The sequence below is a fragment of the Dysosmobacter sp. genome (assembly GCF_034093755.1).
In the GTDB taxonomy this organism is placed as follows: Bacteria; Bacillota; Clostridia; order Oscillospirales; family Oscillospiraceae; genus Oscillibacter.
Genome location: NZ_JAXEBZ010000051.1, coordinates 13,560 through 39,201, shown reverse-complemented (window position 1 = coordinate 39,201; position 25,642 = coordinate 13,560). Strand labels below are relative to the sequence as shown.

Annotated in this window: 25 protein-coding genes; 13 read left to right on the top strand and 12 right to left on the bottom strand. The window is 65.1% G+C overall.

Going from position 1 to position 25,642, the window contains the following annotated elements; genetic code table 11:
* Nucleotides 1-2: 2 nt before the first annotated feature.
* Together SOX55_RS06960 and SOX55_RS06955 are read right to left on the bottom strand one after the other, a co-directional pair.
* Nucleotides 3-1,118: an ABC transporter ATP-binding protein gene (locus SOX55_RS06960; protein WP_325286716.1), complete on the bottom strand. Its 1,116-nt coding sequence runs from the start codon at nt 1,116-1,118 to the stop codon at nt 3-5.
* Nucleotides 1,119-1,172: 54 nt separating this feature from the next.
* The gene (locus SOX55_RS06955) at nt 1,173-2,423 is read right to left on the bottom strand and encodes a sn-glycerol-1-phosphate dehydrogenase (protein ID WP_325286715.1); all 1,251 of its coding nucleotides are present in this window, start codon (nt 2,421-2,423) and stop codon (nt 1,173-1,175) included.
* A 184-nt stretch (nt 2,424-2,607) separates the two neighbouring features.
* Between SOX55_RS06955 and SOX55_RS06950 the strand changes: the two genes are divergently transcribed.
* A complete protein-coding gene (locus SOX55_RS06950; protein WP_325286714.1) occupies nt 2,608-3,360 on the top strand; it encodes a DeoR/GlpR family DNA-binding transcription regulator in 753 nt (250 codons plus the stop codon).
* A 48-nt stretch (nt 3,361-3,408) separates the two neighbouring features.
* Here SOX55_RS06950 and SOX55_RS06945 read toward each other — a convergent pair whose 3' ends face one another.
* Nucleotides 3,409-4,155 carry a DeoR/GlpR family DNA-binding transcription regulator gene (locus SOX55_RS06945; RefSeq protein WP_325286713.1) on the bottom strand — a complete coding sequence of 249 codons (747 nt, stop codon included), beginning with the start codon at nt 4,153-4,155 and terminating at the stop codon, nt 3,409-3,411.
* Nucleotides 4,156-4,299: 144 nt separating this feature from the next.
* On the opposite strand from SOX55_RS06945, the gene SOX55_RS06940 reads away from it, so the two are divergent.
* The 4 genes from SOX55_RS06940 to SOX55_RS06925 are packed head-to-tail and all read left to right on the top strand — an operon-like array spanning nt 4,300 to nt 7,880.
* Nucleotides 4,300-5,013 carry an HAD-IIB family hydrolase gene (locus SOX55_RS06940; protein ID WP_325286712.1) on the top strand — a complete coding sequence of 238 codons (714 nt, stop codon included), beginning with the start codon at nt 4,300-4,302 and terminating at the stop codon, nt 5,011-5,013.
* Between the two features lie 46 nt (nt 5,014-5,059).
* Complete coding sequence (locus SOX55_RS06935; RefSeq protein ID WP_325286711.1) at nt 5,060-6,409, top strand: sn-glycerol-1-phosphate dehydrogenase; 1,350 nt, start codon at nt 5,060-5,062, stop codon at nt 6,407-6,409.
* 44 nt (nt 6,410-6,453) lie between these two features.
* Complete coding sequence (locus SOX55_RS06930; RefSeq protein ID WP_325286710.1) at nt 6,454-7,176, top strand: MgtC/SapB family protein; 723 nt, start codon at nt 6,454-6,456, stop codon at nt 7,174-7,176.
* 14 nt (nt 7,177-7,190) lie between these two features.
* Nucleotides 7,191-7,880: an MgtC/SapB family protein gene (locus tag SOX55_RS06925; protein WP_325286709.1), complete on the top strand. Its 690-nt coding sequence runs from the start codon at nt 7,191-7,193 to the stop codon at nt 7,878-7,880.
* A gap of 50 nt (nt 7,881-7,930) precedes the next feature.
* Here the strand turns inward: SOX55_RS06925 and SOX55_RS06920 are convergent, their stop codons facing one another.
* From SOX55_RS06920 to SOX55_RS06900, 5 genes are read right to left on the bottom strand one after another with little or no spacing between them, the layout of a single operon-like run.
* The gene (locus SOX55_RS06920) at nt 7,931-8,383 is read right to left on the bottom strand and encodes a threonine/serine exporter family protein (protein ID WP_325286708.1); all 453 of its coding nucleotides are present in this window, start codon (nt 8,381-8,383) and stop codon (nt 7,931-7,933) included.
* A 16-nt stretch (nt 8,384-8,399) separates the two neighbouring features.
* Nucleotides 8,400-9,164: a threonine/serine exporter family protein gene (locus SOX55_RS06915; protein WP_325286707.1), complete on the bottom strand. Its 765-nt coding sequence runs from the start codon at nt 9,162-9,164 to the stop codon at nt 8,400-8,402.
* A gap of 14 nt (nt 9,165-9,178) precedes the next feature.
* Nucleotides 9,179-10,690, bottom strand: a complete 1,512-nt coding sequence (locus SOX55_RS06910) for an ATP-binding protein (RefSeq protein WP_325286706.1) — start codon at nt 10,688-10,690, stop codon at nt 9,179-9,181.
* An 18-nt stretch (nt 10,691-10,708) separates the two neighbouring features.
* Entirely contained in the window at nt 10,709-12,058 is a 1,350-nt protein-coding gene (locus tag SOX55_RS06905; protein WP_325286705.1) for a vWA domain-containing protein, read from the bottom strand.
* Between the two features lie 24 nt (nt 12,059-12,082).
* Nucleotides 12,083-13,054 carry a leucine-rich repeat protein gene (locus SOX55_RS06900; protein WP_325286704.1) on the bottom strand — a complete coding sequence of 324 codons (972 nt, stop codon included), beginning with the start codon at nt 13,052-13,054 and terminating at the stop codon, nt 12,083-12,085.
* A gap of 150 nt (nt 13,055-13,204) precedes the next feature.
* Between SOX55_RS06900 and SOX55_RS06895 the strand changes: the two genes are divergently transcribed.
* The 7 genes from SOX55_RS06895 (at nt 13,205) to SOX55_RS06865 (ending at nt 19,873) form a co-directional block, all read left to right on the top strand.
* Entirely contained in the window at nt 13,205-13,585 is a 381-nt protein-coding gene (locus SOX55_RS06895) for a GntR family transcriptional regulator (protein ID WP_325286703.1), read from the top strand.
* Nucleotides 13,582-14,436: an ABC transporter ATP-binding protein gene (locus SOX55_RS06890; RefSeq protein ID WP_325286702.1), complete on the top strand. Its 855-nt coding sequence runs from the start codon at nt 13,582-13,584 to the stop codon at nt 14,434-14,436. Before SOX55_RS06895 ends, SOX55_RS06890 begins: the two co-directional genes overlap by 4 nt.
* Nucleotides 14,433-15,032: an ABC-2 transporter permease gene (locus tag SOX55_RS06885; RefSeq protein WP_325286701.1), complete on the top strand. Its 600-nt coding sequence runs from the start codon at nt 14,433-14,435 to the stop codon at nt 15,030-15,032. Before SOX55_RS06890 ends, SOX55_RS06885 begins: the two co-directional genes overlap by 4 nt.
* Nucleotides 15,033-15,230: 198 nt before the next feature.
* Entirely contained in the window at nt 15,231-16,019 is a 789-nt protein-coding gene (locus SOX55_RS06880; RefSeq protein WP_325286700.1) for an electron transfer flavoprotein subunit beta/FixA family protein, read from the top strand.
* A gap of 12 nt (nt 16,020-16,031) precedes the next feature.
* Nucleotides 16,032-17,225 carry an electron transfer flavoprotein subunit alpha gene (locus SOX55_RS06875; protein ID WP_325286699.1) on the top strand — a complete coding sequence of 398 codons (1,194 nt, stop codon included), beginning with the start codon at nt 16,032-16,034 and terminating at the stop codon, nt 17,223-17,225.
* 1 nt (nt 17,226) lies between these two features.
* Complete coding sequence (locus SOX55_RS06870) at nt 17,227-18,645, top strand: FAD-binding oxidoreductase (protein WP_325286698.1); 1,419 nt, start codon at nt 17,227-17,229, stop codon at nt 18,643-18,645.
* A 64-nt stretch (nt 18,646-18,709) separates the two neighbouring features.
* Nucleotides 18,710-19,873, top strand: a complete 1,164-nt coding sequence (locus SOX55_RS06865) for a hypothetical protein (RefSeq protein ID WP_325286697.1) — start codon at nt 18,710-18,712, stop codon at nt 19,871-19,873.
* Nucleotides 19,874-19,979: 106 nt separating this feature from the next.
* On the opposite strand, the gene SOX55_RS06860 is transcribed toward SOX55_RS06865, so the two are convergent.
* The 4 genes from SOX55_RS06860 to SOX55_RS06845 form a co-directional block, all read right to left on the bottom strand.
* A complete protein-coding gene (locus SOX55_RS06860) occupies nt 19,980-20,267 on the bottom strand; it encodes a (2Fe-2S)-binding protein (protein WP_325286696.1) in 288 nt (95 codons plus the stop codon).
* A 7-nt stretch (nt 20,268-20,274) separates the two neighbouring features.
* Complete coding sequence (locus tag SOX55_RS06855) at nt 20,275-21,147, bottom strand: DegV family protein (RefSeq protein WP_325286695.1); 873 nt, start codon at nt 21,145-21,147, stop codon at nt 20,275-20,277.
* A 160-nt stretch (nt 21,148-21,307) separates the two neighbouring features.
* Nucleotides 21,308-22,921, bottom strand: a complete 1,614-nt coding sequence (locus SOX55_RS06850) for a putative manganese-dependent inorganic diphosphatase (RefSeq protein ID WP_325286694.1) — start codon at nt 22,919-22,921, stop codon at nt 21,308-21,310.
* A 33-nt stretch (nt 22,922-22,954) separates the two neighbouring features.
* Nucleotides 22,955-24,028 (bottom strand): M24 family metallopeptidase, encoded by a 1,074-nt coding sequence (locus SOX55_RS06845; protein ID WP_325286693.1) that lies wholly within the window; start codon nt 24,026-24,028, stop codon nt 22,955-22,957.
* Between the two features lie 515 nt (nt 24,029-24,543).
* Between SOX55_RS06845 and SOX55_RS06840 the strand changes: the two genes are divergently transcribed.
* Nucleotides 24,544-25,563 (top strand): ABC transporter substrate-binding protein, encoded by a 1,020-nt coding sequence (locus SOX55_RS06840; RefSeq protein ID WP_325286692.1) that lies wholly within the window; start codon nt 24,544-24,546, stop codon nt 25,561-25,563.
* The last annotated feature ends 79 nt before the right edge of the window (nt 25,564-25,642 follow it).

Sequence of the window (25,642 nt, the reverse complement as noted above, 5' to 3'; positions counted from 1 at the left end):
GGTCAGACGCAGTCGTTGCACACGCCGGTGAGGATGTTGGCGGAGCCGTCGGCGGTGAAGATGTTGACCTTGCTGGTGTTCATGGTCAGTCTGATCTTCGTGCCGGGCTGGAGGGTGGAGTCGATGGAGGACTCCTGGATGATCTCCACCTCCTCGCCGGATTCCAGGTGGACGAAGTAGTGGGTGTTGAGGCCCAGGAACACGCAGTCGTCCACCGTGGCGGCGATGCCCTCGGCGGAGGCGTCGGGGTTCAGCAGGAACTCCTCCGGCCGGACGGAGAGGATGACCTCCTGGTCCTTCTGATACTCCGGCAGGATGTTGGTGAACTCCGCCTTGTAGCCGCTCTTGGTGACCACGTAAGTACGGCCGCCCTCCACCACCAGCTTTTCGCCCTTCATGACGTTGGACCGGCCGATGAAGGTGGACACAAACAGGTTGGCGGGCCGCTGGTAGATGTTCTTGGGGGTGCCCACGTGCTGGATGACGCCGGCGCTCATGACGGCGATACGGTCGGAGACGGCCATGGCCTCCTCCTGGTCGTGGGTGACGTAGACGGTGGTGATGCCCACGCTGTGCTGGATGTTCTTGATGACGGTGCGCATCTCCACCCGGAGCTTGGCGTCCAGGTTGGACAGCGGCTCGTCAAACAGCAGCACGTCCGGCTCGATGCACAGGGCGCGGGCCAGGGCCACACGCTGCTGCTGGCCGCCGGACAAACGCTCCGGCAGGCGCTCGGCGTACTCGTCCACGTGCATCAGCTTCATGAACTCGTCCGCCTTCTTCCGGACCTCATCCTTGGGCAGCTTCCGGTTCTTCAGGCCGAACTCCACGTTCTTCCGCACGGTCATGTGGGGGAAGATGGCGTAGTTCTGGAACACCATGCCGATGTTGCGCTTGGCGGGGTCCAGGTCATTGATGCGGTTTTCGTTGAAGTAGAAGTCGCCGCCCTCGATGCTGTTGAAGCCGGCGATCATCCGCAGCAGGGTGGTCTTGCCGCAGCCGGAGGGGCCCAGCAGGGTAAAGAACTCACCCTCTTTGATATCCACGTTCAGGTCCGGGATGATGACGTTCTCGCCGTACTTCTTCAGGGCATGCTTGATGGAAATGGTAACACTCACGTTTCTTTCTCCTCTCGTCCGTAGGTCCTGTGTTCACTTATTTCTCTTTCTGTTTCAAATCCGGAGCATCCGCCGCATCCGCATCAGCGTCAGGCGGTTGCGGATGATGGGGGACCACCGCAGCAGCACCGCCAGCCGGTCCTCCGGCACCCCGATGTCCGGCAGGGTGCGCCTGGCGCCCAGCAGCTCCAGCATCCGGAAAATCTCCTCCGCCGGAGGGATGTCCCCGATGATGGCCCGCATCTCCGGCCAGGCCCTCCGCAGCGTCTCCGGCGTCACGCCGGCCAGACAGTCCTGCCGGTTTTCGTCCCGGACAGCCTCAAAGAGCCTGGGGCCGAACACCTCCAGCAGCGTCTCCTCCGGGATGGCCTCAAAGGGCACCACCCGGTCCGAAATGTCCTCCGTCTCCGCCAGGCGGTGGTACTCGGCGCTGGCCAGCACCGTGCCCACACCCACCTTTTCGCCGTGGAGGGCGTCGCTGCGGGCGCCCAGAACGGACGGCTCCGTCTCAATGAAATGGGAAATATGGTGCTCGCCGCCGGAGGCCGGGCGGGAAGTGCCCAGCATCTGCATGGCAAGGCCGCTCATGAGAAGGCCGTAGGTCACCGCCTCGTAGGCCTCCCGGCTCCCCTGCCGCAGGGCGGCGCAGTTGGTCCACACCTGCTCCAGCGCCCCGCGCATCACGCCGTAGATCACCGGGCAGACCTCCTCGCCGGTGACGGCATGGGCCATGCGCCAGTCCGCCAGGGCCACGAACTTGCCCAGCATATCCCCCACGCCGGTGAGGGTCAGGAACCAAGGGGCGGCGGCGATGATGTCCAGGTCCGCCGCCACCAGCGCGGGGGCGGCGCAGGCCATGGTTTTTTTATAACCATACCACGTCATGGCCGCCACATTCGAGCAAAAGCCGTCGCAGCTGGCTGCCGTGGGCACGGAAACAAAGGGGACGCCCCGCTCCCGGGCGCAGAAGCGGACAATGTCGTGGACGGTGCCGCCGCCTACGGCGATGAGCACCTCCACGTCCTCCTCCAGCCGCCGCAGCAGCTCCGCCGTGGAAACCTCGTCGGCGTGGAGGCCCGCCGCGTCCAGCACCACCTCCTGCTCCGCCGCGGGGCGGACCAGGCCGGGGATTTCGTAAGTATTGGTATCGTATACGGCACACCGTTTGCCGGAGACGCCCGCCTCGCTCATGTACGTCTCCAGATGCCTCAGGGCGCCGGGCTCAATCACGCACAGGGCGGTGGCCATCCGGTGCTCTTTTCCGCACCGGCAGGTGCCGCCGTATTGGGCAGGGTCAATCCGCATGACAGCTTCCTTTCACAAGGTTGACTTTTGGGCCGGTTCTTTTATAATTTAAGAGAAAACCGCCGATCTACCTTTGTAAAGTTTATGTAAAATCTCTGATCTTATTTAACTGCGGTTGGTCAATTTTGTCAATAATGATTCTTTAAGTCGAGAAAAAATCATTTTCGATCAGGAGGCAGTCAGAATGTTAAAAGAGGAACGATTTCAGAAATTGCTTTCCGTTTTGGACGAAAATGAGTTCATAACCGTGAAAAACCTCAGCGAAAAGTTGGATGTGAGCATGCCGACCGTCCGCCGGGACCTGACGGAGCTGGCGGCCCGGAATCAGATTGTCCGCAGTCACGGCGGGGCCATGCGGATGGACGCGAAAAACAACACCGCGCCGCCCATCGACTTCCGCCGCAGCATCAACGCCCGGGAAAAAGCGGTCATCGCCAGGGCTGCCGCCGCCTTTATCCGGGAGGACAGCGTCATTTTCATCGACGCCTCCACCACCGCCGCCTACCTGACGGAGCATCTGGAGGGCATCCGGGGGCTGATTGTCATCACCAACAGTCTGATGACCGCCATCCACCTGAAAAACCGGGGCGTGCGCACCTACTGCCTGGGGGGCGAGGTGCTGCCGGACTCCCTGGCGGTGGGCGGGCGCATCGCCACGGAGGCGGTGGGGAACTTCAACATTGACGTGATGTTCTTCTCCTCCTTCGGCGTCAACGGTCAGGGCGTCATTGTGGACTCCAGCGAGGGGGAGAACGAGCTGCGCCGCCACGTGCTGCGCCAGGCCACCTCCAGCGTGTTTCTGTGCGACCGCAGCAAATTCGGGAAGAACGCGGTGTTCAACCTGGCGCCCCTGGGGGATGTGGATTACCTGATCTCCAACGGCCCGCTGCCGGAGAGCTTCCCCACCCCCCGGAAAAAGGTGATTCTCGCGGAATAACAAGCGGCCCTGTCCGGATGCCCGGGCAGGGCCGCTTGTTCGAAAGTCTCAGACGGTGATGATCTTCCGCTTCACCGGCGCCTCCTTGAAGGTGAGGCAGGCGTCGGTGACCAGATAGTCGATGTCGCTGAGGGGCGCCACGTTGAACAGGGAGGTTTTGCCGAACTTGCTTTTGTCGCACAGCAGCACACTGACGGCGGCCCGCTGCAGGATGTACCGCCGCAGGGCCGTCTCCTCCTCCGAGGGATCGATGATCATCCCCTTTTCGCTGACGGCGTAGGCGGAGAACAGGATGGTGTCAATGGGGAACCGGGCCGCCGTGTCCCGGGCCATGCGGCCGCCCACCGCCAGGGAGTTCTCCACCAGCGCGCCACCCACGCAGCAGGTGCGGACCCCCGCCTGACGCAGCAGCGCCGCCGTAGCCAGGCCGTTGGTCAGCACCGTCAGATCCTGAAAGCCCGCCAGATCGTCAATGAGGTAGGACACGGTGGTGGAGGCGTCCAGAAAGATAACGCTACCGTCCCGGATCAGCTTCACCGCCGCCCTGGCGATGGCCGCCTTCTCCGCCGCGTGAATGGTGCGCCGAAAGTCCAGCGGCGTGGTGACGGACCGCTCCCGGCTCCGGCGGATCCGGCCGTCGCCGCGGACCGCCAGCTGCCGCCGCTGCAGCTCCCGCAGGTCCCGGTACACCGTGGGCAGGCTGACAAAGAGCTTCTGGCTCAGCTGCTCCGCCGTGACGCTGCCCTGTTCATCCAGAATCTGCAGCAGACGCTGCAGCCGCTCCTCCTTCAGCATACCGTTCCTCCTCTGAATGTTTTTGATCGTTTTTCTATTTTCCCGCCGGGGATTGACATATTCGATCACTGCTTCATAATAAGTGTTACATCCAGTGTACCCGGCCCGGAGCCGGGTTGTCAATACTGCAGGAGGGCTTTTGCAATGGCGGTAAAACTGATCGCTTTCGACCTGGACGGTACCCTGACCCAGCACAAAACCCCGCTGGAGGCGGCCAACCGGGCCGTTCTGGAGCGGCTGCGGGAGAAATACCGCCTGCTGATGGTGGGCGCCGGCACCGTCCGCCGCATTTTCGGCCAGCTGGGGAGCTTCCCCATGGACATCATCGGCAACTACGGTCTGCAGGAGGGCCGTTATGACGCCGCCGCCGGCGACATTGTCCTGGTGCGGGACGTGGCGGTGGACTGCGACCGGGAGTCGGTGGACCGGCGGATGACCGCCCTGCGCCGCCGCTTCGGCTATGAGGAGTACGCCGGGGAGAACGTGGAGTTCCACGATTCCGGCAGCATCACGCTGCCCCTTCTTGGCACAAAAGCCCGGCAGGCGGACAAGCTGGCCTTCGACCCGGACCGCTCCCTGCGCCGCCGCCTTCTGCCCGCCGTGCGGGAGGCCTTTCCGGAGTACACCGCCTTTGTGGGCGGCTCCTCCTCCTTTGACCTGGCGCCCCGGCCCTATGACAAGTACTTCGCCCTGTGCCGCTACTGCCAGGAGCAGGGCATTTCCCGGGAAGAGGTGGTCTACTGCGGCGATGACTACGGCCCCGGCGGCAACGACGAGAGCATCGCCCGCTCCGACATCCGCTTCGTGTCGGTGGACGACTACACCCGGCTGGGGGAGTACCTGTGGGAATTCCTGTGACCTGTCCCCAAAGAAACACCACTCATAAAATAAAGGAGAGCGCCATATGAACGCCATGTATGATCACCCCCACAGCCTGGGGGACTATCTGGACCAGCATTTCACCTGCTCCTGCGGCCGGGAGCACTACGCCCCGCTGAAGCACGTCAGCGTCCGGAAGGGGGCACTGGAGGACCTGCCGGTGTTCGCGAAAGAGCTGGGCTTTGGCAGCCTGTATCTCATCAGCGATCCCATCACCTACGGCATCGCCGGGGAGCGGTGCATGGAGCTGCTCTCCGCCGCCGGCGTGAAGGCCCAGATCATCCAGCTGACCCACACCGACTTTGACGAGGCCACCGTGGGGGAGCTGCTGATCCACATGCCCGCCGACTGCGACCTGATGGTGGCGGTGGGCACCGGCGCCATCAATGACATGACCCGGTTTTTCAGCTTCCGCACGGGCCGTCCCTTCTTCACTGTGGCCACCGCCGCGCCCATGGACGGCTTCGCCTCCAGCATCGCCGCCATTCAGGTGAACCACCTGAAAACCACCTTCGACGCCCAGACCCCCCTGTGCATTCTGGGAGACACCGACATTCTGAAAAACGCCCCCTACCGGATGATCGCCGCCGGGCTGGGGGACCTGCTGGGCAAGTTCACCTGCCTGTGCGACTGGAAGCTCTCCCGGGTCATCACCGGCGAGCACTACTGCGAAAATATTGTGGAGCTGGTGGAAAGCTGCGTCCAGAGCGTGCTGCAGGACGCCGGCAAGGCCAAGGACCGGGACCCGCAGGTGCTGGGGGACATCATGGAGGGCCTGGTGCTCACCGGCGTCGCCATGAGCCTGTACGGCAACTCCCGCCCCGCCTCCGGCTGCGAGCACCATATGTCCCACTACTGGGAGATGATGTTTGAGCAGAAGGGCCAGCGGCCTGTGCCCCACGGCACCCAGGTGGGGGTGGGCACCGTGCTGGTGCTGAAGCTGGTGGAGGCCCTGCTGGACACCCCGGTGGACTTTGACGCCGCCCGCTCCGCCGCCCGAAGCTACGATCCCGCCCAATGGGAGCGGGACATCCGCGCCGCCTACGGTCCCGCCGCCGACGGCGTCATCGCCATGGAGGCAAAGGCCCGGAAGAACGATCCCGCCGGCCGCCTTGCCCGCATCGACGCCATGGAGGCCCGCTGGGAGGAGATCACCGCCCTGCTGAAATCCCTGCCCTCCTCCCGGACGGTGACGGAGCTGCTGCGCTCCCTGGACTCCCCCTGTCTGCCCGGCGAGATCGGCGTGGACCGGGAGATGCTGAAAAACACCTTCCTCTACTGCAAGGAGGTCCGGGCGCGGTACACCATTTTGCAGATGATCTGGGATCTGGGGCTGCTGGATCCCCTTTCTGACCGGGTGATCGCCGGCTGCTGAGCCGGGGAACCCCAAAAATCTGACCTACAGGAGGTGCCGGGAAAATGCTGGAGCTGTTTTCACAATTTCGGGATATCACCGCCGCCTCTGTGCTGCTGCGGATGACGCTGGCCATGCTCTTCGGCGGCGTCATCGGCATGGAGCGGGGCCGCCGCCACCGGCCGGCGGGCTTCCGCACCTATATGCTGGTGTGCCTGGGGGCGGCGCTGACCATGCTGCTGGGCCAGTACCTGGCCCTGATGGTGTCCTCCGGCTGGACCGACAGCAGCGGCGCCCCCCTCAGGACCGACGTGGCCCGGTTCGGGGCCCAGGTCATCAGCGGCATCGGCTTTCTGGGCGCCGGCACCATCATCGTCACCGGCCGCCAGGAGGTGAAGGGCCTCACCACCGCCGCGGGGCTGTGGGCCTCCGCCTGCATGGGCCTGGCCATCGGCGCCGGGTTCTACGAGTGCGTGCTGCCGGGGCTGGTGCTGATTTTCCTGTGTGTCCGGGTGCTGCCGGCGGCGGAGGCCGTCATGGTGGAAAACGCCCGGAACATGAACCTGTACATCGAATTCGCCTCCCTGGACGACGTGGGGCTGATTCTGGGCTGCATCAAGGCCCAGGAGGTGGACATCTACGACGTGGACATCGAGCGGGGCCGGAAGGACCGGGCGCAGCACCCCAGCGCCGTGTTCTCCCTGCGGCTGCGGAAAAAGCAGGCCCACTCCCAGGTGGTGGCAGCCATCGCCAAGCTGGAGTGCATCCGCATGATTGACGAGATTTGAAAGGAGGCGCCGCCATGCTGTCCTGTTTTGACTTCCTGCGGGAGCTGACCGTGCTGTCCGTCACGGTGCGGATGGTGCTGGCCTGCCTGTGCGGCGGCCTCATCGGCGTGGAGCGGGAGTACAAGCGCCGCCCCGCCGGCTTCCGCACCCACATCCTCATCTGTCTGGGCGCCGCCATGACCACCCTCACCAGCCAGTACCTGTGCACCGCCCACTACTATACCGACGCGGCCCGGCTGGGCGCCCAGGTCATCGCCGGAGTGGGCTTCATCGGTGCCGGCACCATCATCGTCACCCGCCGCCAGCGGGTGAAGGGCCTCACCACCGCCGCCGGACTGTGGGCCGCCGCCATTGTGGGGCTGTCCATCGGCGCCGGGTTCTGCGAGGGCGGACTGCTGGCCACGGGGCTGATCCTGCTGGCGGAGCTGCTGTTCTCCAGGCTGGAGTACTACATCCTCCAGAACGCCCCGGAGGTGAACCTCTATCTGGAATACGCCGACCGGGACTGCCTGGACCGGGTGCTGCAGCTGTTCCAGGACCGGGCCGTGAAGGTGCTGGACATGGAGGTCACCCGCTCCGACGGCAGCGAGCACCACAACGCCTGCGTCATTTTCAACCTGCGGCTCAACAAGCACTGCTCCGCCGAGGGGCTGCTCTCCGCCCTGTATCAGGTGCAGGGCGTGGTCACCGCCGAGGAGCTGTAAGCTGCCGAAAAAACCCCGGAGTTCCTGTTCGGAACTCCGGGGTTTTTTGGCTATACCCGCTTTTTCTGTGCCGCCCGCTGGCGCAGCAGCGACAGAATCTGCACCGCCGAGGACACCAGGGAGCAGCCCACGGCGATGGCCGCCGCGCAGGCCGCCGTCTCCGCCCCCTTCTGGGCGAACAGCTGCATGTCGCCGCCCAGCAGGGCGTACATGGTGTAGTAAATGCCGCCGCCGGGCACCAGGGGGATGATGCCGATGATCAGGAAGATGGTGGCCGGGGCCTTGAACATCCGGGCGAAGATCTGGGCCAGGGTCTCCACCACCATGGTGGCGAAGAAGCACCGCACCGCCACGCCGCCTGACGGCAGCGCCAGATACACCAGCCAGGACACCGCGCCGGTGAAGCAGGCGGGCAGGATATACCGCCACCGCCGCAGCTCAAACACCACGCAGAAGGCGGCACAGGCCAGAAACGCGTAAACGCAGGGCAAAAACAGCTCCATCACGCCTCCCCCTTTCTCACAGCGGCGTCAGGCGCACCAGGGTGATGGCCATGGCCACCCCGGCGGCGATGCCCACCGCCACAATCAGCACCTCCGCCAGCCGGGTCAGGGCCGTCAGGAAGTCCTCCGCCAGCACGTCCCGCATGACGTTGGTGATGGCGATGCCCGGCACCAGCAGCATGATGGTGCCGATGATGATCTGGTCCGGCTTCAGCCCCGGCACCGCCCGCTGCAGCAGCAGCGGCGGCAGCGAGCACAGCATTCCCGCCAGCAGGTTGGTGAAAAACACGTTGGCCCGCAGCCCCCGCATGGCCGTCACCACCCACCGGACGATGAGGCCGCAGGGGAAGGCCGCCGCGGCGTCCAGCACCCCGCCGCCCCAGAACAGCGTGAAGAAGGCGGCCACGAACCCGTGGGCCAGATAGCTGACCCAGGTGGGGTAGCAGGGCTCGTTCATCACCTCGTCCATGCGGCGGCGGTTGTCCTCCAGAGGCGGGGTGTCCCGGCAGATGCCGCGGCACAGGGCGTTCAGCTTTTCCAGCCGCCGCAGGTTGTTGGCGCAGCTTTTGATGCGGGCGGCCTTGGTGTAGTTCTTCCCATCCTCCCGGATGCTGACGATGATGCAGGAGGGAATGGCGAACACCTCCGTCTCCCGGCAGCCGTAGGCCCGCAGCAGCCGCTCCACAGACTCCTCCACCCGGTAGATCTCCGCGCCGTTGCGCATCAACTCCCGGCCCATCTCGCTGCTGAAATCCAGCAGGGCTTCCCGGTCAGCTTCCATACCCAGTCCCTCCGTCAATTCTTCGTTTCGTGCCGGGCGGCGGCAATGTCCTCCGCGATGCGGCGGCGGCTGTCGTCAAACAGCAGCTCCCGGTTGTGGCGGAAGTAGGCGTCGCAGCCGAAGGTTTCCACAAACCAGGAGGTGTCATACCCGGCGGTGATCTCCGTCACAAACAGCACCAGCTCCTGCCCGGCGCCGAAGGTCTCCTCCAGGAAGCGGAAGGCCGCGTCCATCTGCTCCCCGCAGTCCCGCGCCAGCGCCTCACCCCGGTCCGTCTCCCGGGCAAACCGCTGCCGCAGCAATTCCATGGCGGCGGCGCAGGTGACGGCTTCCCCGGCCAGCGCCCCGCGGTAATCCTCCAGCGCCGCCAGCTCCCGCTGGCCCAGGTCCCGGGCGTCTTTGGTGAGCCGGTTGGCCTCCTTGTCCCGCTGCAGCGCTTCCTGCCGCGTTTCCCGCAGCTCCTCCAGCACCGCCGCGGCGTCCTCGCCGGGGCGCTGCTTCACCGCCGTCAGGTCACCGTGGAGGGCGGCGCACAGGCTGTCCTGCCGGTGGGCCAGTGCTGCCGCCTCGCTGAGGCGGGACAGCAGCAGCCCCATCACCGACAGCCGCTGGTCAAAGGGCGCCGCCCGCAGCTCCAGCACCGTGGCGGCGCTCCACCGGCCCCGGAGAATGTCCTCCACGTGGTAGGTCCGCTGATATTTATAGTAGAGGGCCAGGTAGTTGGCAAAGTCCCGGGCGATGGCGGGGGTCTGGATGTACTGCCCCACCACCTGCCGGTCCACCGGGATGCCCAGCTGCTCGTAGGCGCAGATCAGCTCGCTCAGGTCCTCCCAGCCCCGGGCGGTGACAAACTGCAGGCCGTCCACGGTGGTTTCAATGTGGTAGAAGTTCTCCTTTTTGATGTCCAGATAGGACACCACCGCCCCGTGGAGGTTCCGCCGCCGGGCGTACTCCTTCCACACGGCGAAATCCGCCTCCACGTCCATCCGCTTCACCCGGTCCAGCGTCACCACGTCGAAGTCCCGGACGGACTTGTTGTACTCCGGCGGGTTGCCCGCCGCCACAATGGTCCAGCCCTCCGGCAGCGCCTGGTTGCCGAAGGTCTTGCACTGGAGGACCTGCAGCATCATGGGCGCCAAAGTCTCGGAGACGCAGTTTATCTCGTCCAGAAAGAGGATGCCCTCTTTCAGCCCCGTCCGCTCCATCAGGCTGTAGACAGAGGCCAGAATCTCGCTCATGGTGTACTCGGTGACGGTGAACTCCCGGCCGCCGTAGGTGCGGTGCTCGATGAAGGGCAGGCCCACGGCGCTCTGGCGGGTGTGGTGGGTGATGGTGTAGGCCACCAGCCCCACGCCGGTCTCCGCCGCGATCTGCTCCATGATCTGGGTCTTGCCCACGCCGGGAGGGCCCATCAGCAGAATGGGCCGCTGGCGGATGGCGGGAATCCGGTAGTTTCCCAGCTCGTCCCGGGCCAGGTACGCCCGGAGGGTGTTCTGAATTTCTTCTTTCGCCTGTTTGATGTTCATATCGTTCTCTTCCTTTATTTACAGCTCCGGCATCTCGTCCAGATCCGTCTCCCAGTCCTCCGGCGAGGCCGCCGCCTCCAGCTCCGGCTCCGTCAGCGTCAGCCGGATGGCCCAGGGGGGCACCGGGAAGGACGCCCCCGGGTCCTCCATCATGATGAACGCCGTGTCGTAGGGGGGCCGCTTTTTCGGATAGATGCCCATGCCGTCGGTGAAGTACAGCAGGCCCCGCAGCTGCGTAAAAGCCCCCTGCTCCTGCAGATGCGCCACGTGTTCAAACACGGGGCGGAAGTCGGTGGCGCTGCCGCCCACCAGCTCAAAATGCTCCATATAGTCCCGCAGCTCCTCCAGATCCCGGATCACCCGGTCGGAGCGCACCCGGTCGTCGCACTGGAGGATGCGGATGTTCACCTTCCGGGTGAAGGTGCCGGTGCTGCGGAGGATGGCGTAGGTGCACTCCAGAAACCGGCGCACCACGTCGCCGGAGGTGGACATGGAGGTGTCGATGGCGATAACGAAGTCCTCAATGCGCCGCTCCTCCTTCGTTTCGGTTGGCTCCACCAGAGGCATATTGCCGTAGAGCCGCAGTCCGTAGGTGTAGAAGATGTAGTCGAAGGCGTCGCCGTCCACCGCCATGACCTCCCGGGGCACGGCAAACCGCCGCAGGAAGGCCCGGTAGTCCACCGGCTCCCGGTTGGCCACCCGCAGCTGCTGGGCCACCGCCTCGCCGCCGGCGGCCTGGCCCGCCAGCACCGTCTCCAGCCCCGTCCGGGTCCGCTCCGACGCCGCCTGCCACTTCCGGTCCTGCCGCTCCGACTGCTCCTGCTCCTCCCGGCTCTCCGGCGCCCAAAGGCCGTGGTCATCGGCGAAAAACTCCCGCTGGAGCCGCGCCCGCTCATATTCCTCCGGGTCCCGCCGCAGCAGGAAGCGGTAGATTCCCTCCGCCGTCAGCACCTTCATCTCTCCCCGCAGCTCCCCGTACCAGCGGCGGCGGAGGGTGGGGGCATTGCCGGTGCCCAGGCAGGGGTAGTCCATGTCATCCAGAATGCTCTCCACCGCCATGTCGCAGGCCAGGTCCCACAGCTCCGGCACCCTTCCCCGCTTTTTGGCCAGATGCCGCAGCATGCAGTGGAGAATCACGTGGAGGTAGGCCCGGTTGGTCATGGTCCGGGACCGGAGATACCGGTCCGACAGGTAGCTGCCGTCATAGTACAGCGTCTCGCCGTCGGTGGCCAGGGTGACGGTGACGCCGCCGCCCGGGGCGAAGGCCAGGCCGCATAGGGCCGTGTCCAGATAGGGCAGGTTCAGATACAGCTCATTCCGGGCGGCGGACAGGATGTCGCCGCCAATCTCCTCCAGACTTCTGGCCATGGGGGACCCTCCTTTCGCGGAAATTCACAGATCAAACCGCCGTCTCCGGTCCGCCGGGAACCGGCGGTGCAGCGATTCCAGCAGCAGCGCCTGGGCCTCCGGCAGCTGCCGCCGCCGGGCGGTTTCGCAGGCGCCGGACAGCGTCTCCCGGTCCGGCTCTCCCGCGGTGAGGAACCAGTGCAGCCCCTCCATGTCCCGGCAGGTGAGAAGCCAGTCCAGCACCTCTCCCGCCCGGCCCTTCAGATGGGCCAGATACGCCTCCGCCGCCTCCGGCTTCAGCCCCCGGGGCGTCCGCAGCCGCTGCCAGGCCATCCGCAGCGCGCAGTCCGGGTCGTGCTCCGTCCGCAGATAGGCGGGCCACAGCCGGTCATAGGCCCCCAGGTCAAAGGTGCGGTTCCGGAAGCTGTGGTGGTAGGGGTAGCCGGCGCCGAAGATGTTGTAGTCAAAGTGGTGGGCGGGGCCGTTTTCCTCGTAGGACTCCTGATACTCCGGGAAGACGAGCCGCGCCTCCCCGCCGTCGGGGTAGCGGAGCGTCACCTCCAGCTCCCGGGACAGCTCGTCCAGAATCCGGCACAGCGTCACCGCCCGATCGTCCGCCAGGTGAAGGGTGAAGCGGTTCAGGGCACGGCAGTTCATGAACACGCACCCGCCCCAGCTTTCCACCCGGTCCCCCATGGTCAGGTGCTCCAGGGCGGCGCAGCGGAACAGGGCGTAGTCACCGATGGCGGTGAGGCTGTCCGGCAGGGTCAGCTCCCGCAGCTTTCCGTTGTCCGGCTCACCGCTCTCCGGGCCGCAGGTGAACCGCACCGGCGTCCCCTCGGCGGCCCGGGGTCCGGGGGTGAGGGCGTGGTGGCCCAGGGCCGTCACCGGCAGTCCCCACACCGTGTCCGGGATGGCCGCCCGGGCGTCCCAGCTCTCCGCCCGGGTGACGGTGACGCTGGCTTCCTCCCGGCGGCAGGTCAGCAGCAGGTTGTTTTCCCCGGGGATGGTCTCCACGTTCCGGCCCCTCCTCTCGTTGATTTCGGGCAGATATTATACCATGTTTTCCCGCCGCTGCATAGCCCGGGAGATTTTTTCATTTCCCTATTGACATTACTGTTCATACTGTATATACTGTGCATGAACAGTAAGAACGGAGGCGCGTCCATGGAACTGATCATCCGCAACACCGACAACCAACCCATTTACGAGCAGATCTGCCGGCAGATCAAGGCCCAGATCATCGCCGGGCAGCTGCCGCCCGGGGAGCCGCTGCCCTCCATCCGGGCTCTGGCCAAGGACCTGAAAATCTCCGTCATCACCACCAAGCGGGCCTACGACGAGCTGGAGGCCCAGGGCTTTATCCACACGGTGGCGGGGAAGGGCAGCTTCGTGGCAGAGAAGGATCTGGCGCTGGTACGGGAGCAGCGGCTGGTGGAGCTGGAGCGCCACCTCACCGCCGCCGCGGAGCTGGCCAGGGCCTGCGGCCTCAGCCCGGCGGAGCTGACGGAAATGCTGAACATCCTTTTGAAGGAGGAGAACCAATGAACGCTTTGGAATTCCGGAAGGTGAACAAGACCTACGGTGACTTTTCCCTGTCCGATCTGGATTTCGCGCTGCCTGCCGGGGCCATCTGCGGCCTGGTGGGGGAGAACGGCGCCGGCAAAACCACCCTCATCCGTCTGCTGCTGGGGGCCGCCCGGCCGGACAGCGGCCAGATCACCCTGCTGGGGGCAGAGGCCGGCACGCCGGAGTTCGCCGCAGCCAGGGAGGACGTGGGCGTGGTGCTGGACGAGGGCTGCTTCCCGGACCTGATCACCGTGCCCCAGCTGGAGCGGGTGCTGGCGGACACCTATCTCCGCTGGGACAGCCACCGCTTCAACGGCTATATTGACCGCTTCCGCCTGCCCCGGAACAAGCGGATCCGGGAGTTTTCCCGGGGCATGAAAATGAAGCTGTCCATCGCCGCGGCCCTGAGCCACCAGGCGAAGCTGCTGGTGCTGGACGAGGCCACCGCCGGGCTGGACCCCATCGTCCGGGACGAGGTGGTGGAGCTGTTCCGGGAGTTCACCCGGGAGGAGGACCACTCCGTGCTCATCTCCTCCCACATTCTCAGCGACCTGGAGAAGCTCTGCGATTACATCGCCTTCCTCCACAACGGACAGCTGCTGTTCTGCGCGGAGAAGGACGCCATGCTGGAGGAGCTGGGATTGTTCACCGGCACGGCGGAGCAGGCGGACAGCCTGCTGCCGGAGGCGGTGGTGGGCCGGGAGGCCAGCGGCTACGGCGGCGTCCGGGCGCTGGTGAAGCGGAACCTGGTGCCCCCCACCCTGGAGCTGCAGCGGCCCACGGTGGAGGACGTGATCCTCTTTGCGGTGAAAGGAGCGAGACAATCATGAAACTGAAAGCATTGCTGCGGAAGGACCTGTATGTGCTGGGCCGGCAGGGGGTGTTCCTGCTGGTCATCACGGTGGCCTTCGCCGCCATCCCCACGGGCTACTTCAACACCTTCGCCATCCTCTTCGCCTCCATCATTCCCTTCTCCGTCATCAACGATGACGAGCGGACCCACTGGGGCCGCATGGCCGCCATGATGCCCTATTCCCCCGGCGAGATCGTCCTCAGCCGGTATCTGCTGGGCTGGGGCTGCGCCGCCTTCGACCTGGCAGTGGCGGTCCTCATCCAGCTGCTGGAGCGGCCCTTCATGGCCCACCGCACGGAGCTGCCCCTGCTGGCGGCCAGCTTCTGCCTGGCGGTGTGTCTCATGGCCGTCACCATCCCCCTGATCATCCGCTTCGGCACCACCCGGGCAAGGCTCATCAACATGGTGGTCATCGCCTCCATCTGCGTCTGCGCCAGCCTGCTGGGGGACCTGGAGGTCCCGGCGGCGGGGAGCCTCTCCGTGCCCTGGTTCGGCCCCATGATCGCCGCCGCGGCGCTGACCGCCCTGTCCATCCCCCTGTCCCTCCGGTGGTACTGCCGGAAGGAGAAGTGACGCCTCCGGCCCGTTTTTGCGGGAACATCCGGCAGATTGAACTGGTCCCGGTGAAAACCGGGACCAGTTTTTGTCATTTTCCGCGGGAAATTACGGGAAAAAGCTGGACTTTTCCACTTTGCAGTGGTATACTTGAGCCGCATTGGAACTTCTCGCTTTAAAGCGTTAATGAATCCTGTATCGGAAAGGGATGCGGAAATGAAGATCATCGTTTGCATGAAGCAGGTCCCCCTCAGCTCCAGGGTGGAGATTGACCAGGAGACCGGAAATCTGAAGCGGCTGGGCGCCCAGACCCGCACCAACCCCTTCGACCTGTTCGCCCTGGAGTGCGCCCTGCGCATCCGGGAGCAGGTGGGAGGCACGGTGACGGTGCTGACCATGGGGCCTCAGCAGGCGGAGTCCATGGTGCGGGACGCCTACATGATGGGCGCCGATGACGCCGTGATTCTGTCGGACCGGAAATTCGCCGGGTCCGACGTGCTGGCCACCTCCTACACCCTGTCCCAGGGCATCCGGGCACTGGGGGGCGCAGACCTGATCATCTGCGGCCGCCAGACCACCGACGGCGACACCGCCCAGATCGGCCCCGCCATGGCCGAGCACCTGCACCTGCCCCACGCGGCCTGGGTCAACGCCATCACCGCCGTGGACAGCGAGAAGATTCAGGTGCGCCAGGACCTGGCCAGCGTGTTCCAGGTCAGTGAGATGCGCTACCCCTGCCTCATCACCGTGGACAAGGACGTGTGCGTCCCCCGGCTGCCCTCCTACCGCCGGAAGGCGGCAGCGGCGGAGAAGCCCATCCGGGTCATCACCCTGGCGGACCTGCCGGACCCGGACCTGACCCGCTTCGGCCTGGTGGGCTCCCCCACCACGGTGGAGCGCATTTTCCCGCCTCCCGCCGGCGGCGGCAGCGTCACCCTGGAGGGCACCGCCGCCCAGAAGGCCGGCCAGCTGTTCGACCTGCTGGCCCGGGCCAAATACTGCTGAGGAGGGGCCGTCATGGAATTGCTGAGATTTGATATGTCCCGCTGCGACCTGTGCGGACAGTGCATTGAGAAGTGTCCCTTCGGGGCGCTGCGGATGGAAAAGGACGGCATCGCGGTGGGGGACAAGTGCCGCATGTGCTCCGTGTGCGTGAAGACCTGCCCCCAGAAGGCCATCCGCTTCGAGCAGAAGGCCAAGTCCTTTGACAAGAGCAAGTGGAAGGACATTCTGGTCTACGCCGAGCAGGAAAACGGCGGGCTGCACCCGGTGGTGTTTGAGCTCATCGGCGAGGCCCGGAAGCTGGCCGAAAAGGTGGGCTACAGCGTCAGCTGCGTCATCGTGGGCGGCGAAGGCACCCGGGAGAACGCGGAGAAGCTGCTGCCCTACGGCGTGAAAGAGGTGTTCGTCTACCAGCACCCCGGCTTTGAGGGCTTCAAGGCCGACTGCTACTCCGACGCCGTGGCGGACTGCATCTCCACCGTCAGGCCCTCCTGCGTGCTCATCGGCGCCACCGCCTGCGGCCGCTCGTTGGCGCCGCGGCTGTCCACCCGGTTCCACACCGGCCTCACCGCCGACTGCACGGAGCTGCGGATGAAGGAAAACACGGACCTGGTGCAGATCCGCCCCGCCTTCGGCGGCAACATCATGGCCCAGATTCTCATCTCCAACACCCGGCCCCAGTTCGCCACCGTCCGCTACAAGGTGATGGACAAGGCGAAGAAGGTGCCGGACCCCGCCGGAAAAGTGACGGTCTGCCCGGTGACGGACCTGATGGTCCGCTCCGGCATCCGCATTGTGGAACGGGCCGCCATCCGCCGCACCAAGTCCATTGAGGAGGAGGACGTGCTGGTGGTGGCGGGCCGGGGCGTGAAAACCGCCAGGGACGTGGAGATGGTGCGGGAGCTGGCGGCGCTGCTGGGAGGCCAGCTGTGCTTCACCCGTCCCATGGTGGAGGGCGGCTTCGGCGACGCGGCCCACCAGATCGGCCTGTCGGGCCGGACGGTGAAGCCCAAACTGATCATCACCTGCGGCGTATCCGGCGCGGTGCAGTTCACCGCCTGCATGAACGCCGCCCAGACCATCGTGGCCATCAATTCCGATCCGGAGGCCCCCATCTTCCGCATCGCCAACTACCGCATTGTGGACGACCTGTATCAGGTGGTCCCGGAACTCATCGCCCGCATCCGGGCGGCAAAGGAGGCCCAGTGACATGCCTTATCCCTACAAGAAAATGGACGAGGCGGATTTCCAGTACATCCGCTCCGTGACGGACCCCGCCCGGGTCCGGGTGGGGGATGCCATCCCCAACGAGTATTTCCACGACGAGATGCCGGAGTACGGCGTGTTCCCCCCGGAGCTGTACGTGGAGGCGCTGAGCCGGGAGGAAGTCTCCGCCATCATGAAATACGCCTACGAGAACAACATCCCCGTGGTGGCCCGGGGCGCCGGCACCGGCCTGGCCGGCGGCGCCAACTGCAAATACGGCGGCATCATGCTGTCGCTGATGAAGATGAACAAAATCTTCCCCGTGGACACCCAGAACATGACCGTCACCGCCCAGCCCGGCGCCCTCATCACCGAGGTGGCCGCCGCCGCGGCGGAGGCGGGGCTGTTCTATCCCCCGGACCCCGGCGAAAAGACCGCCTCCATCGGCGGGTCCATCATCACCAACGCCGGCGGCATGCGGGCGGTGCGCTACGGCGTCACCCGGGACTATGTCCGCTGCATTGAGGCGGTGCTGCCCAACGGCGACATTGTCCACTTCTCCTCCAACGTGGTGAAAAACACCACCGGCTTTGACGTGAAGGACCTGGTGGTGGGCAGCGAGGGCATTCTGTGCATCTGCACGGAGGTGACGCTGAAGCTGATTCCCGCACCCAAGTACACCTGCACCCTGGTGATTCCCTTCGCCGACCTGGAGACCTGCATTGACTGCGTCCCCGTGCTGCTGCGGCTGCCCTTCGTCCCCACCGCCGTGGAGTTTCTGGAGCGGGAGCTGATCGACATTGTGGAGCGGACGCTTCACAAGGTGCTGCCGGTGCGGGACGGCAGCGCGGTGCTCATCGTCATGTACGACGCCTCCTCCCAGGAGGAGCTGACCCAGTGCTGCGACGCCGCGGCGGAGGCCGCCCTGGCGGCCGGCGCCCTGGACGTGGCGCTGGCGGACACGCCGGAGCGCATCGGCTCCGTCTGGTCCGTCCGGGCCGCCATTCTGGAGGGCATGAAGGCCGACTCCGTGGGCCAGGAGGAGTGCGACGTGGTGGTGCCCCGGTCCAAGATCGCCGAGTTTGTGAAAGCGGCCAAGCGCATCTGCCTGGCCCGGGGCGTGGTGGTGGAACCCTGCGGCCACGCCGGCGACGGCAACATCCACACGGAGCTGCTCCGCCAGAGCGGCATGAGCGACGAGGAGTGGAAAACCGCCACCCACGCCTGCCTGACGGAGCTGTACGCCAAGAGCAAGGAACTGGGCGGGCAGCTGTCCGGCGAGCACGGCATCGGCAACGGCCGGCTGGAGTTCCTGCGGCCCTTCGTGGGGGAGGGGATGTACCAGCTGTACCGGAACATCAAGCTGGCCTTCGACCCCAAGCTGATTCTGAACCCCGGAAAGATGATCACCTTCGATGACTGAGGCTCTCCGCTCCCGGCGGGAGCAGACAATATGAAGCGGCAAATGAGAGAAAGAGGAAAATCGTATGATCGACAAGAATAAAATGCCCCTGGCAGTCGGCGTCGCCTTCGTCGCCTTCACCACCCAGTTCGGCGGCGGCTTCGCCTCCGGCGCCCAGATTTACTCCTACTTCATCAACTATGGGCTGTTGGGCCTGATTCTGCCCCTGCTGTCCCAGTTCCTGCTGGCCTTCTTCTTCTGGTACGGCCTGCGCTACGCCTACACCCACAGGACCTACGACTATCGGGCCTTCGGCGACAGCTTTTACGGCAGCTCCCGGGTGCTGTTCTCCAACCTGTATGAGATCACTTACCTGATTCTCATCGCCACCGCCACCTCCGCCGCCTTCGCCACCGGCGGCTCCACCCTCAACACCCTGTTCGGCATTCCCTACTGGCTGTGCACCCTGGCGGTGGGCGTGTTCATCTTCGTCATCGCCCTGTACGGCACCAATCTGGTGCGCAAGTGCGCCTCCACCCTGTCCGTGCTGATCATCCTCGGCCTGGCGATTGTGCTGATCCCCAACATCATCGTCCAGTTCGGCACCATCTCCCAGTCCGTCAGCCGCATGGCCGCCGGTGAGCTGCCCATCTGCTCCAAAGAGACCGGCCTGACCGGCGCCGCCGTCAAGAGTGCGCTGCTGTACTTCATGTTCCAGCTGCCCTCCATCGGCCTGATGTATCAGCACACCGAACCCCTCACCGATATCAAGCAGGTGGACCGGGCCGCCCTGTACATGTTCCTGTGCAACTTCATCGCCATGATGCTCTCCATCATCGGCATGCTGGCCATCGCCTTCCGTCCCGAGCTGGAGGGCGCCACCATCCCCATGCTGGTGCTGGTATCCAACGGCGTGGGCAAGACTGTGCTGACCCCCATCATCTCCATTCTGATCATCCTGGGCTCCGTGTCCACCGGCGTCAACATGATCGCCGGCATCGTCACCCGCACCATCAATGCCCTGGAGCGGCGGATGGAGCCGGAGAAGCGGGCCAGGGGCCACATGGCCCGCAGCGCCGCGGCGGCGCTGGTGTTCACCGCCGGTGTGTGGGCCATCTCTCAGGTGGGCCTGATGGCCATCATCAAGAAGGGCTACGCCTATCTGGGTTATGCCGCCTGCATCTCCGTGTTCATCCCCTTCATCCTGTCCATGCTCCACATCGGCCCCTTCGGCAAGGCCGACCAGTGAGGAAAACAGCATCGCCCCCAGGCAGATATCCGTAAAACAACAAGTCCTCCGTATGGCCTCGGCCATACGGAGGACTCTTCTCTTCCGGGAAACGCCGACCGCTCCCTCACTTTTTCAGCTCTTCCTGAATGTCTCTGATAAGATACCCCAGAAAATCCCTGCATTTGCCGCAGCCCTTGCCCGCGCCGGTCACATCCATGACCTGCTGCACCGTTTCCGCCCCGTTCCGGACGGCATCCTCAATCATGCCGTATGTGACATTCCTGCAGTGACACGCTTCCTTCTTCCGGTTCAAAACATCGTCCCCCTTCCAGCATTCCGGTCTGTCCCGTAGTTTCAGTATACCGGAAAAGCGGGAAGAAATCCACCGTTGGCGTGGAAAACCCCCGGGCATTTGGCTTTTACGCCGTCCGGATGGCCTGGATGGCCACGCAGTCGGGGCCGCCCTGGGTGATGAACGCCGGACTCAGGAGCAGCACCGGAAACTCCGCCCCCGGCAGGACCTCCCGCAGCAGCCGGACCGCCTGCTCCGCCTTTTCCTCCGCGTCGGCATGGGTGACGTAGACCCGCCACCCCGGCCCCACGCCCCGCTCCCGCAGGGCCTTGCCCACGTATTTCACCGCGTTGGCGTAGCCCCGGCGGACGCTGGCCGCCGTCAGCTGCCGGCCGTCGGCGGTCTGGGTCATGATGGGGGCCAGATGGGCCATGTGGCCGATGTGGGCCGTCAGGGGAGAGAGGCGGCCGCCCCGGCGGAGAAAGTCGAAATCGGCAGGCAGGAGATAGCTTTTGGCGGTGTCCATCAGCTCCTCCGTTTTCTCCACAATCTCCCGCAGCGTCTTCCCCGCGGCAGCCATGGCCGCCGCGTTTTCCACCAGATACCGGTGGGGGCCGCAGAGGGTACGGCTGTTGAGCACCGTCACCCGGCACCCGCCGTCACACAGCTCCGCCGCGGCCACGGCGCTGGCGTAGGTGCCGGACAGGCCGTCGGCCATGGTGATGTTCAGCACCTCTTCCCCGGGGAAACGGCTGTACAGCTCCGCCACCTCTCCCACGGCGGGCTGACTGCTGGTGGGCAGGTGCCCCCGGCGCACCAGCTCCACGAAGTCCCGGGCGCTGATCCCGTCAAATTCCCGCCAGGTCCGGCCGTCGGCGGTGACGGACAGGGGCGACACGGCAAAGCCCGCCTGCAGGGCTTCGGCGGAGGAGTAGAGGGTGGAGGTGTCAGAGACGATACGGACCATGGTGGTGTTGTCCTTTCTGTCGATGTTTTTCAAACCGTTAAATCCGATTTCAAAAACCATATTATAGGTTTTCTCATAATCTGTCAACCATTGGCGGACAAAAAGTGAGAAAATTTCGAAAAACCGATGACAGGCAGGAAAAACCGGGGCCCCGCCCAACGGCGGGACCCCGGAAGCGGCTGTATTGAGAGCGTCAGCCCCACAGGGCGGACAGGGCGGGAATGACCTGCTTTTTCCGGGACATGACCCGGGGCAGGAACACGGAGTGGTCCTCCGGCTTGCAGTTGAAGGCCTGCCGGATGGTCTGGTCGTCGCCGATATACAGCAGACGGGTGCCCTCCTGCAGCACGTCGGTGAGCATCAGCAGCACCATGTCGTACTCTCTGGTGCGCTTCAGCTCCTCCATGGCCTGCAGGAACTCCGCCCGGCGGGCCAGCAGGTGGCCGGAATCCACGCAGGTGATCTGGGACACCGCCAGATCGTACCCGGCGATGTGGAACTCCTTGAAGTCCGTCCCCAGCAGCTCCTCGGCGGAGCGGTTTTCATTGCTGGCGGCGGAGAACACCAGATGGCCCAGGTCCTCCAGGGACACGTCGGCGATGCGGGCCATGCGGCGGGCCATCTCCTGATCCCGGGGGGTGCAGGTGGGGGACTTGAACATGACGGTGTCGGACACGATGGCGGCAGCCATGAGGCCCGCCATGTTCTCCGTGGGCATCAGGCCCCGCTCCTGGTACATCTCCGCCACGATGGTGGTGGTGCTGCCCACCGGCTCATTGCGGACGTAGATGGGGTTGCCGGTTTCGATATCCGCCAGGCGGTGGTGGTCGATGATAGCCAGAATCTCCGCCTGGTCCAGGCCCGGCACGGACTGGGCCTTCTCGTTGTGGTCCATCAGCACCACCCGCTTCCGGCGGGGACGCAGCAAGTGGAACCGGGACAGCGTGCCCACCACGTGCTCGTTCTCGTCCAGAATGGGGTAGCTGCGGAAGCGGCTCTGCAGCACCACCTCCCGCACGTCATCAATGTAGTCGTCCAGGTGGAAGCTCACCAGCTCGTCGGTTTTGCAGATGCCGGCGGCGGGGAGAGCGTGGGAGATGAGGCGCATGGTGCGGTAGGCGTCAAAGGGGGTGGAGATGAGGCAGGTCTCCGTGGGCATGGTCCGCAGCTCCTCGTCCACCTCCGCCTGGCAGACGATGACGCAGCTGACGCCGATCTCCATGGCGTAGCGCACCATGTCCGGCTGGGCGCCGCAGATGACGATGCTGTCCTTGCTGGAGAACAGCAGGTTTTTCCGGGAGGTGGGCAGGGCCACGGTGATGGTGCCGGACAGGCTGTCCACCGCCTGGCCGGCGTCATTGAGCAGCTTGCCCTCGATCACCGACAGCAGGTTGTACAGCGGCACCTCTTTCACGTGGGCCTCCCGCACGGAGGCCATGTCATAGGCCGCCACGTCGCCGGCGGACAGCATGCCGAACAGCTTTCCCCCCTCCCGGGTGACGGGGATGGCGGAGATTTTGTTGCTCTGCATCACCTGCCAGGCCCGGCTGATGGTGACGCCGGAGTCCAGCATGGGGGGCGTATCGTACTCCAGGTCCCGGACCTGGGTCCGGACGTTGCCCAGCAGCTGGGGCGCCTGGAAGCCGAAGCGGTCCAGCACCGCCTGGGTCTCGTCGCTGACCCGGCCCAGGCAGGCGGCGGTGAACGCCTGCTCCCCCAGGGCGTTGCGCAGGGCCGCGTAAGCCATGGCGGAGACGATGGAGTCGGTGTCGGGGTTCCGGTGGCCGGTGACAAAGATTTTATCCATGGGTAATCCTCCTTATTTGTCTGCCGCGCGGCGTCACAGCACCAGCAGCTTTTTGGGGGCCATCGTGATGTTTTCGCAGCCGCCCTCCCGCAGAATCACCACGTCCTCAATGCGGACGCCGAACTTCCCGGGCAGGTAGATCCCCGGCTCGGCGGAGATCACCGCCCCGACGGGGAGGGGCCGGTCAAAGCCGGGGCTGGCGGTGGGCTGCTCGTGAATCTCCACCCCCACGCCGTGGCCGAAGCTGTGGGTAAAGTATTCGCCGTAGCCGGCGTCATCAATGACTTTCCGGGCGGCGCCGTCCACCGCAGCGCCGGTGACGCCGGCCCGGGCGGCGGCAATGCCCGCCAGCTGGGCGGAGAGCACCGTTCCGTAAACCCGCTCCATCTCCTCCGTCACGCGGCCGATGGCCACGGTGCGGGTCATGTCGGAGCAGTAGCCGTTTTTGATGCAGCCGAAGTCCATGGTGAGGAACTCCCCTGCCGCCAGCGGCTTTTCGCTGGGGACGCCGTGGGGCATACTGCCGTTGGGGCCGGACACGGCGATGGGGTCGAAGGACATGTTCTCCGCCCCATAGTGGAGCATCAGGTACTGCAGCCGGGCGGCGATCTCCTTCTCGGTGACGCCGGGGCGGATGTCGTTGTAAATCTCCTCCAGCGCCCGTTCCGCGACGCGCTGGGCGGCGATCATCTCCCGCAGCTCCTGTTGGTCCTTCACGGTCCGCAGCTCCGTCAGCAGGGCAGAGGCGGGGACAAGCTGACAGCTGAGGGCCTTGCGGTAAACCTCAAAGTCAGCCACCGTCATGTAGGCGTCGTCAAAGCCCATGGTCCGGATGCTCTCGGCCTCCACCACCTCCTGAATCAGGCGGCAGTAGCCCCGGCCCCGGCCCACCATGTCGATTTTCGCGTGTTTCACATGGCGGTGGGCCGCCTCGATATAGCGGGAATCGGTGAAATAATACGCCCCGTTCCGGGTGACCAGCGCCGCGCCGTCGGTGCCGGCGGAGTGAAAGCCGGAGGCGTAAAACCGGTCCGCCTCCTCCGTCAGCAGCACCGCGTCCAGACCCCGGTCCGCCAGGCGGGCGGCGATTTGCCCAAAGTGATCCATGTCTCGTTTCTCCTTTGCCTTTCCCCGCCCCGGAGGCGGGGAGCACTCCGGGGCGGCGGCCGCCGTTCTCCCCCGGTTTTCCGTTCATCCGCATTGTACCACAGTTTTCTCGCCGCCACCATAGGCGCATTGGGGAAAGCCGTGGAAAAATCCCCCTGTTTTTCCGCCATTTTCCCATAGTTTTCCCTTTCTAACAGAAATCCCGGGATTTTCTGTGCAAATTGTCTATTGACTTCACTCCTTTAAAGTTTTATAGTGGAGCATACCCCACAGCAGTAATGAGGAAAGGAGTCCTGATGATGAACCAGCTGAACACCGTCCGTCAGATCTCCTATTTCCGCTTTATCCAGGCCCGCTTTGCGGGCCGTGCTTACCGCGCACGAAAAGCAGCTGTCCGGTAATACAGGGTAAAGCTCTCTGAGAATGGTAGGGAAAGCGGCTCTGTCCTATCGGACGGAGCCGCTTTTTGATACGGCCCCTCTTCCGGGGGGCTGATGAAAAAAGGAGATTGCATCATGAAAAAGAAGATTCTTGCCCTTGCACTGTCTGCCCTGATGGCACTGAGCCTGGCCGCCTGCGGCGGCAGCAGCAGCTCCGCCCCCGCGGCTCCCGCCGCCTCCGCTGCCGACAGCGCCGCGGCCTCCGCCCCCGCCGAGGCCGCCAAGTACACCGTCGGCATCTGCCAGCTGGTGCAGCATGACGCGCTGGACGCCGCCACCCAGGGCTTTATGGACGCCATCAACGAGGCCCTGCCCGGCCAGGTGGAGTTCGATGAGCAGAACGCCTCCGGCGACATTCCCACCTGCGCCACCATCTGCAACGGCTTCGCCGCCAGCAACGTGGACCTGATCATGGCCAACGCCACCCCCGCCCTGCAGGCCGCCGTTTCCGCCACCGAGAACATCCCCATCCTGGGCACCTCCGTCACCGAGTACGGCGTGGCCCTGGACATTGACAACTTCAACGGCACCGTGGGCGGCAACGTCTCCGGCACCTCCGACCTGGCCCCCCTGGACCAGCAGGCCGACATGCTGATGGAGCTGCTGCCTGACGCCCAGACCATCGGCATCCTGTACTGCTCCGCCGAGGCCAACTCCGTCTACCAGGCCAACGTGGTGGAGGAGTGCCTCACCGCCGCCGGCAAGACCGTCAACGTCTACACCTTCGCCGACTCCAACGACGTCTCCTCCGTCACCGCCACCGCCTGCGCTGAGAATGACGCCCTGTACATCCCCACCGACAACACCGCCGCCTCCTGCACCGAGGCCATCAACAACGTGGCTGAGCCTGCCGGCGTGCCCATCATCACCGGCGAGGAAGGCATCTGCAAGGGCTGCGGCATCGCCACTCTGTCCATCAGCTACTATGAGCTGGGCCGCACCACCGGCGAGATGGCCGTGAAGATTCTCACCGGCGAGAGCAACATCTCCGAGATGCCCATCGAGTACTATCCCAACCCCGTGAAGAAGTACAACGCGGACCTGGCCGACGCCCTGGGTGTCACCATCCCCGCCGGGTACGAGGCCATCGCCTGATTTTCCGGAATCTGCTGTTCGTATGGGGCGCCGGCACACGGCGCCCCATACGGTGCGTTTTCCGGGGCGAAGGAACGGC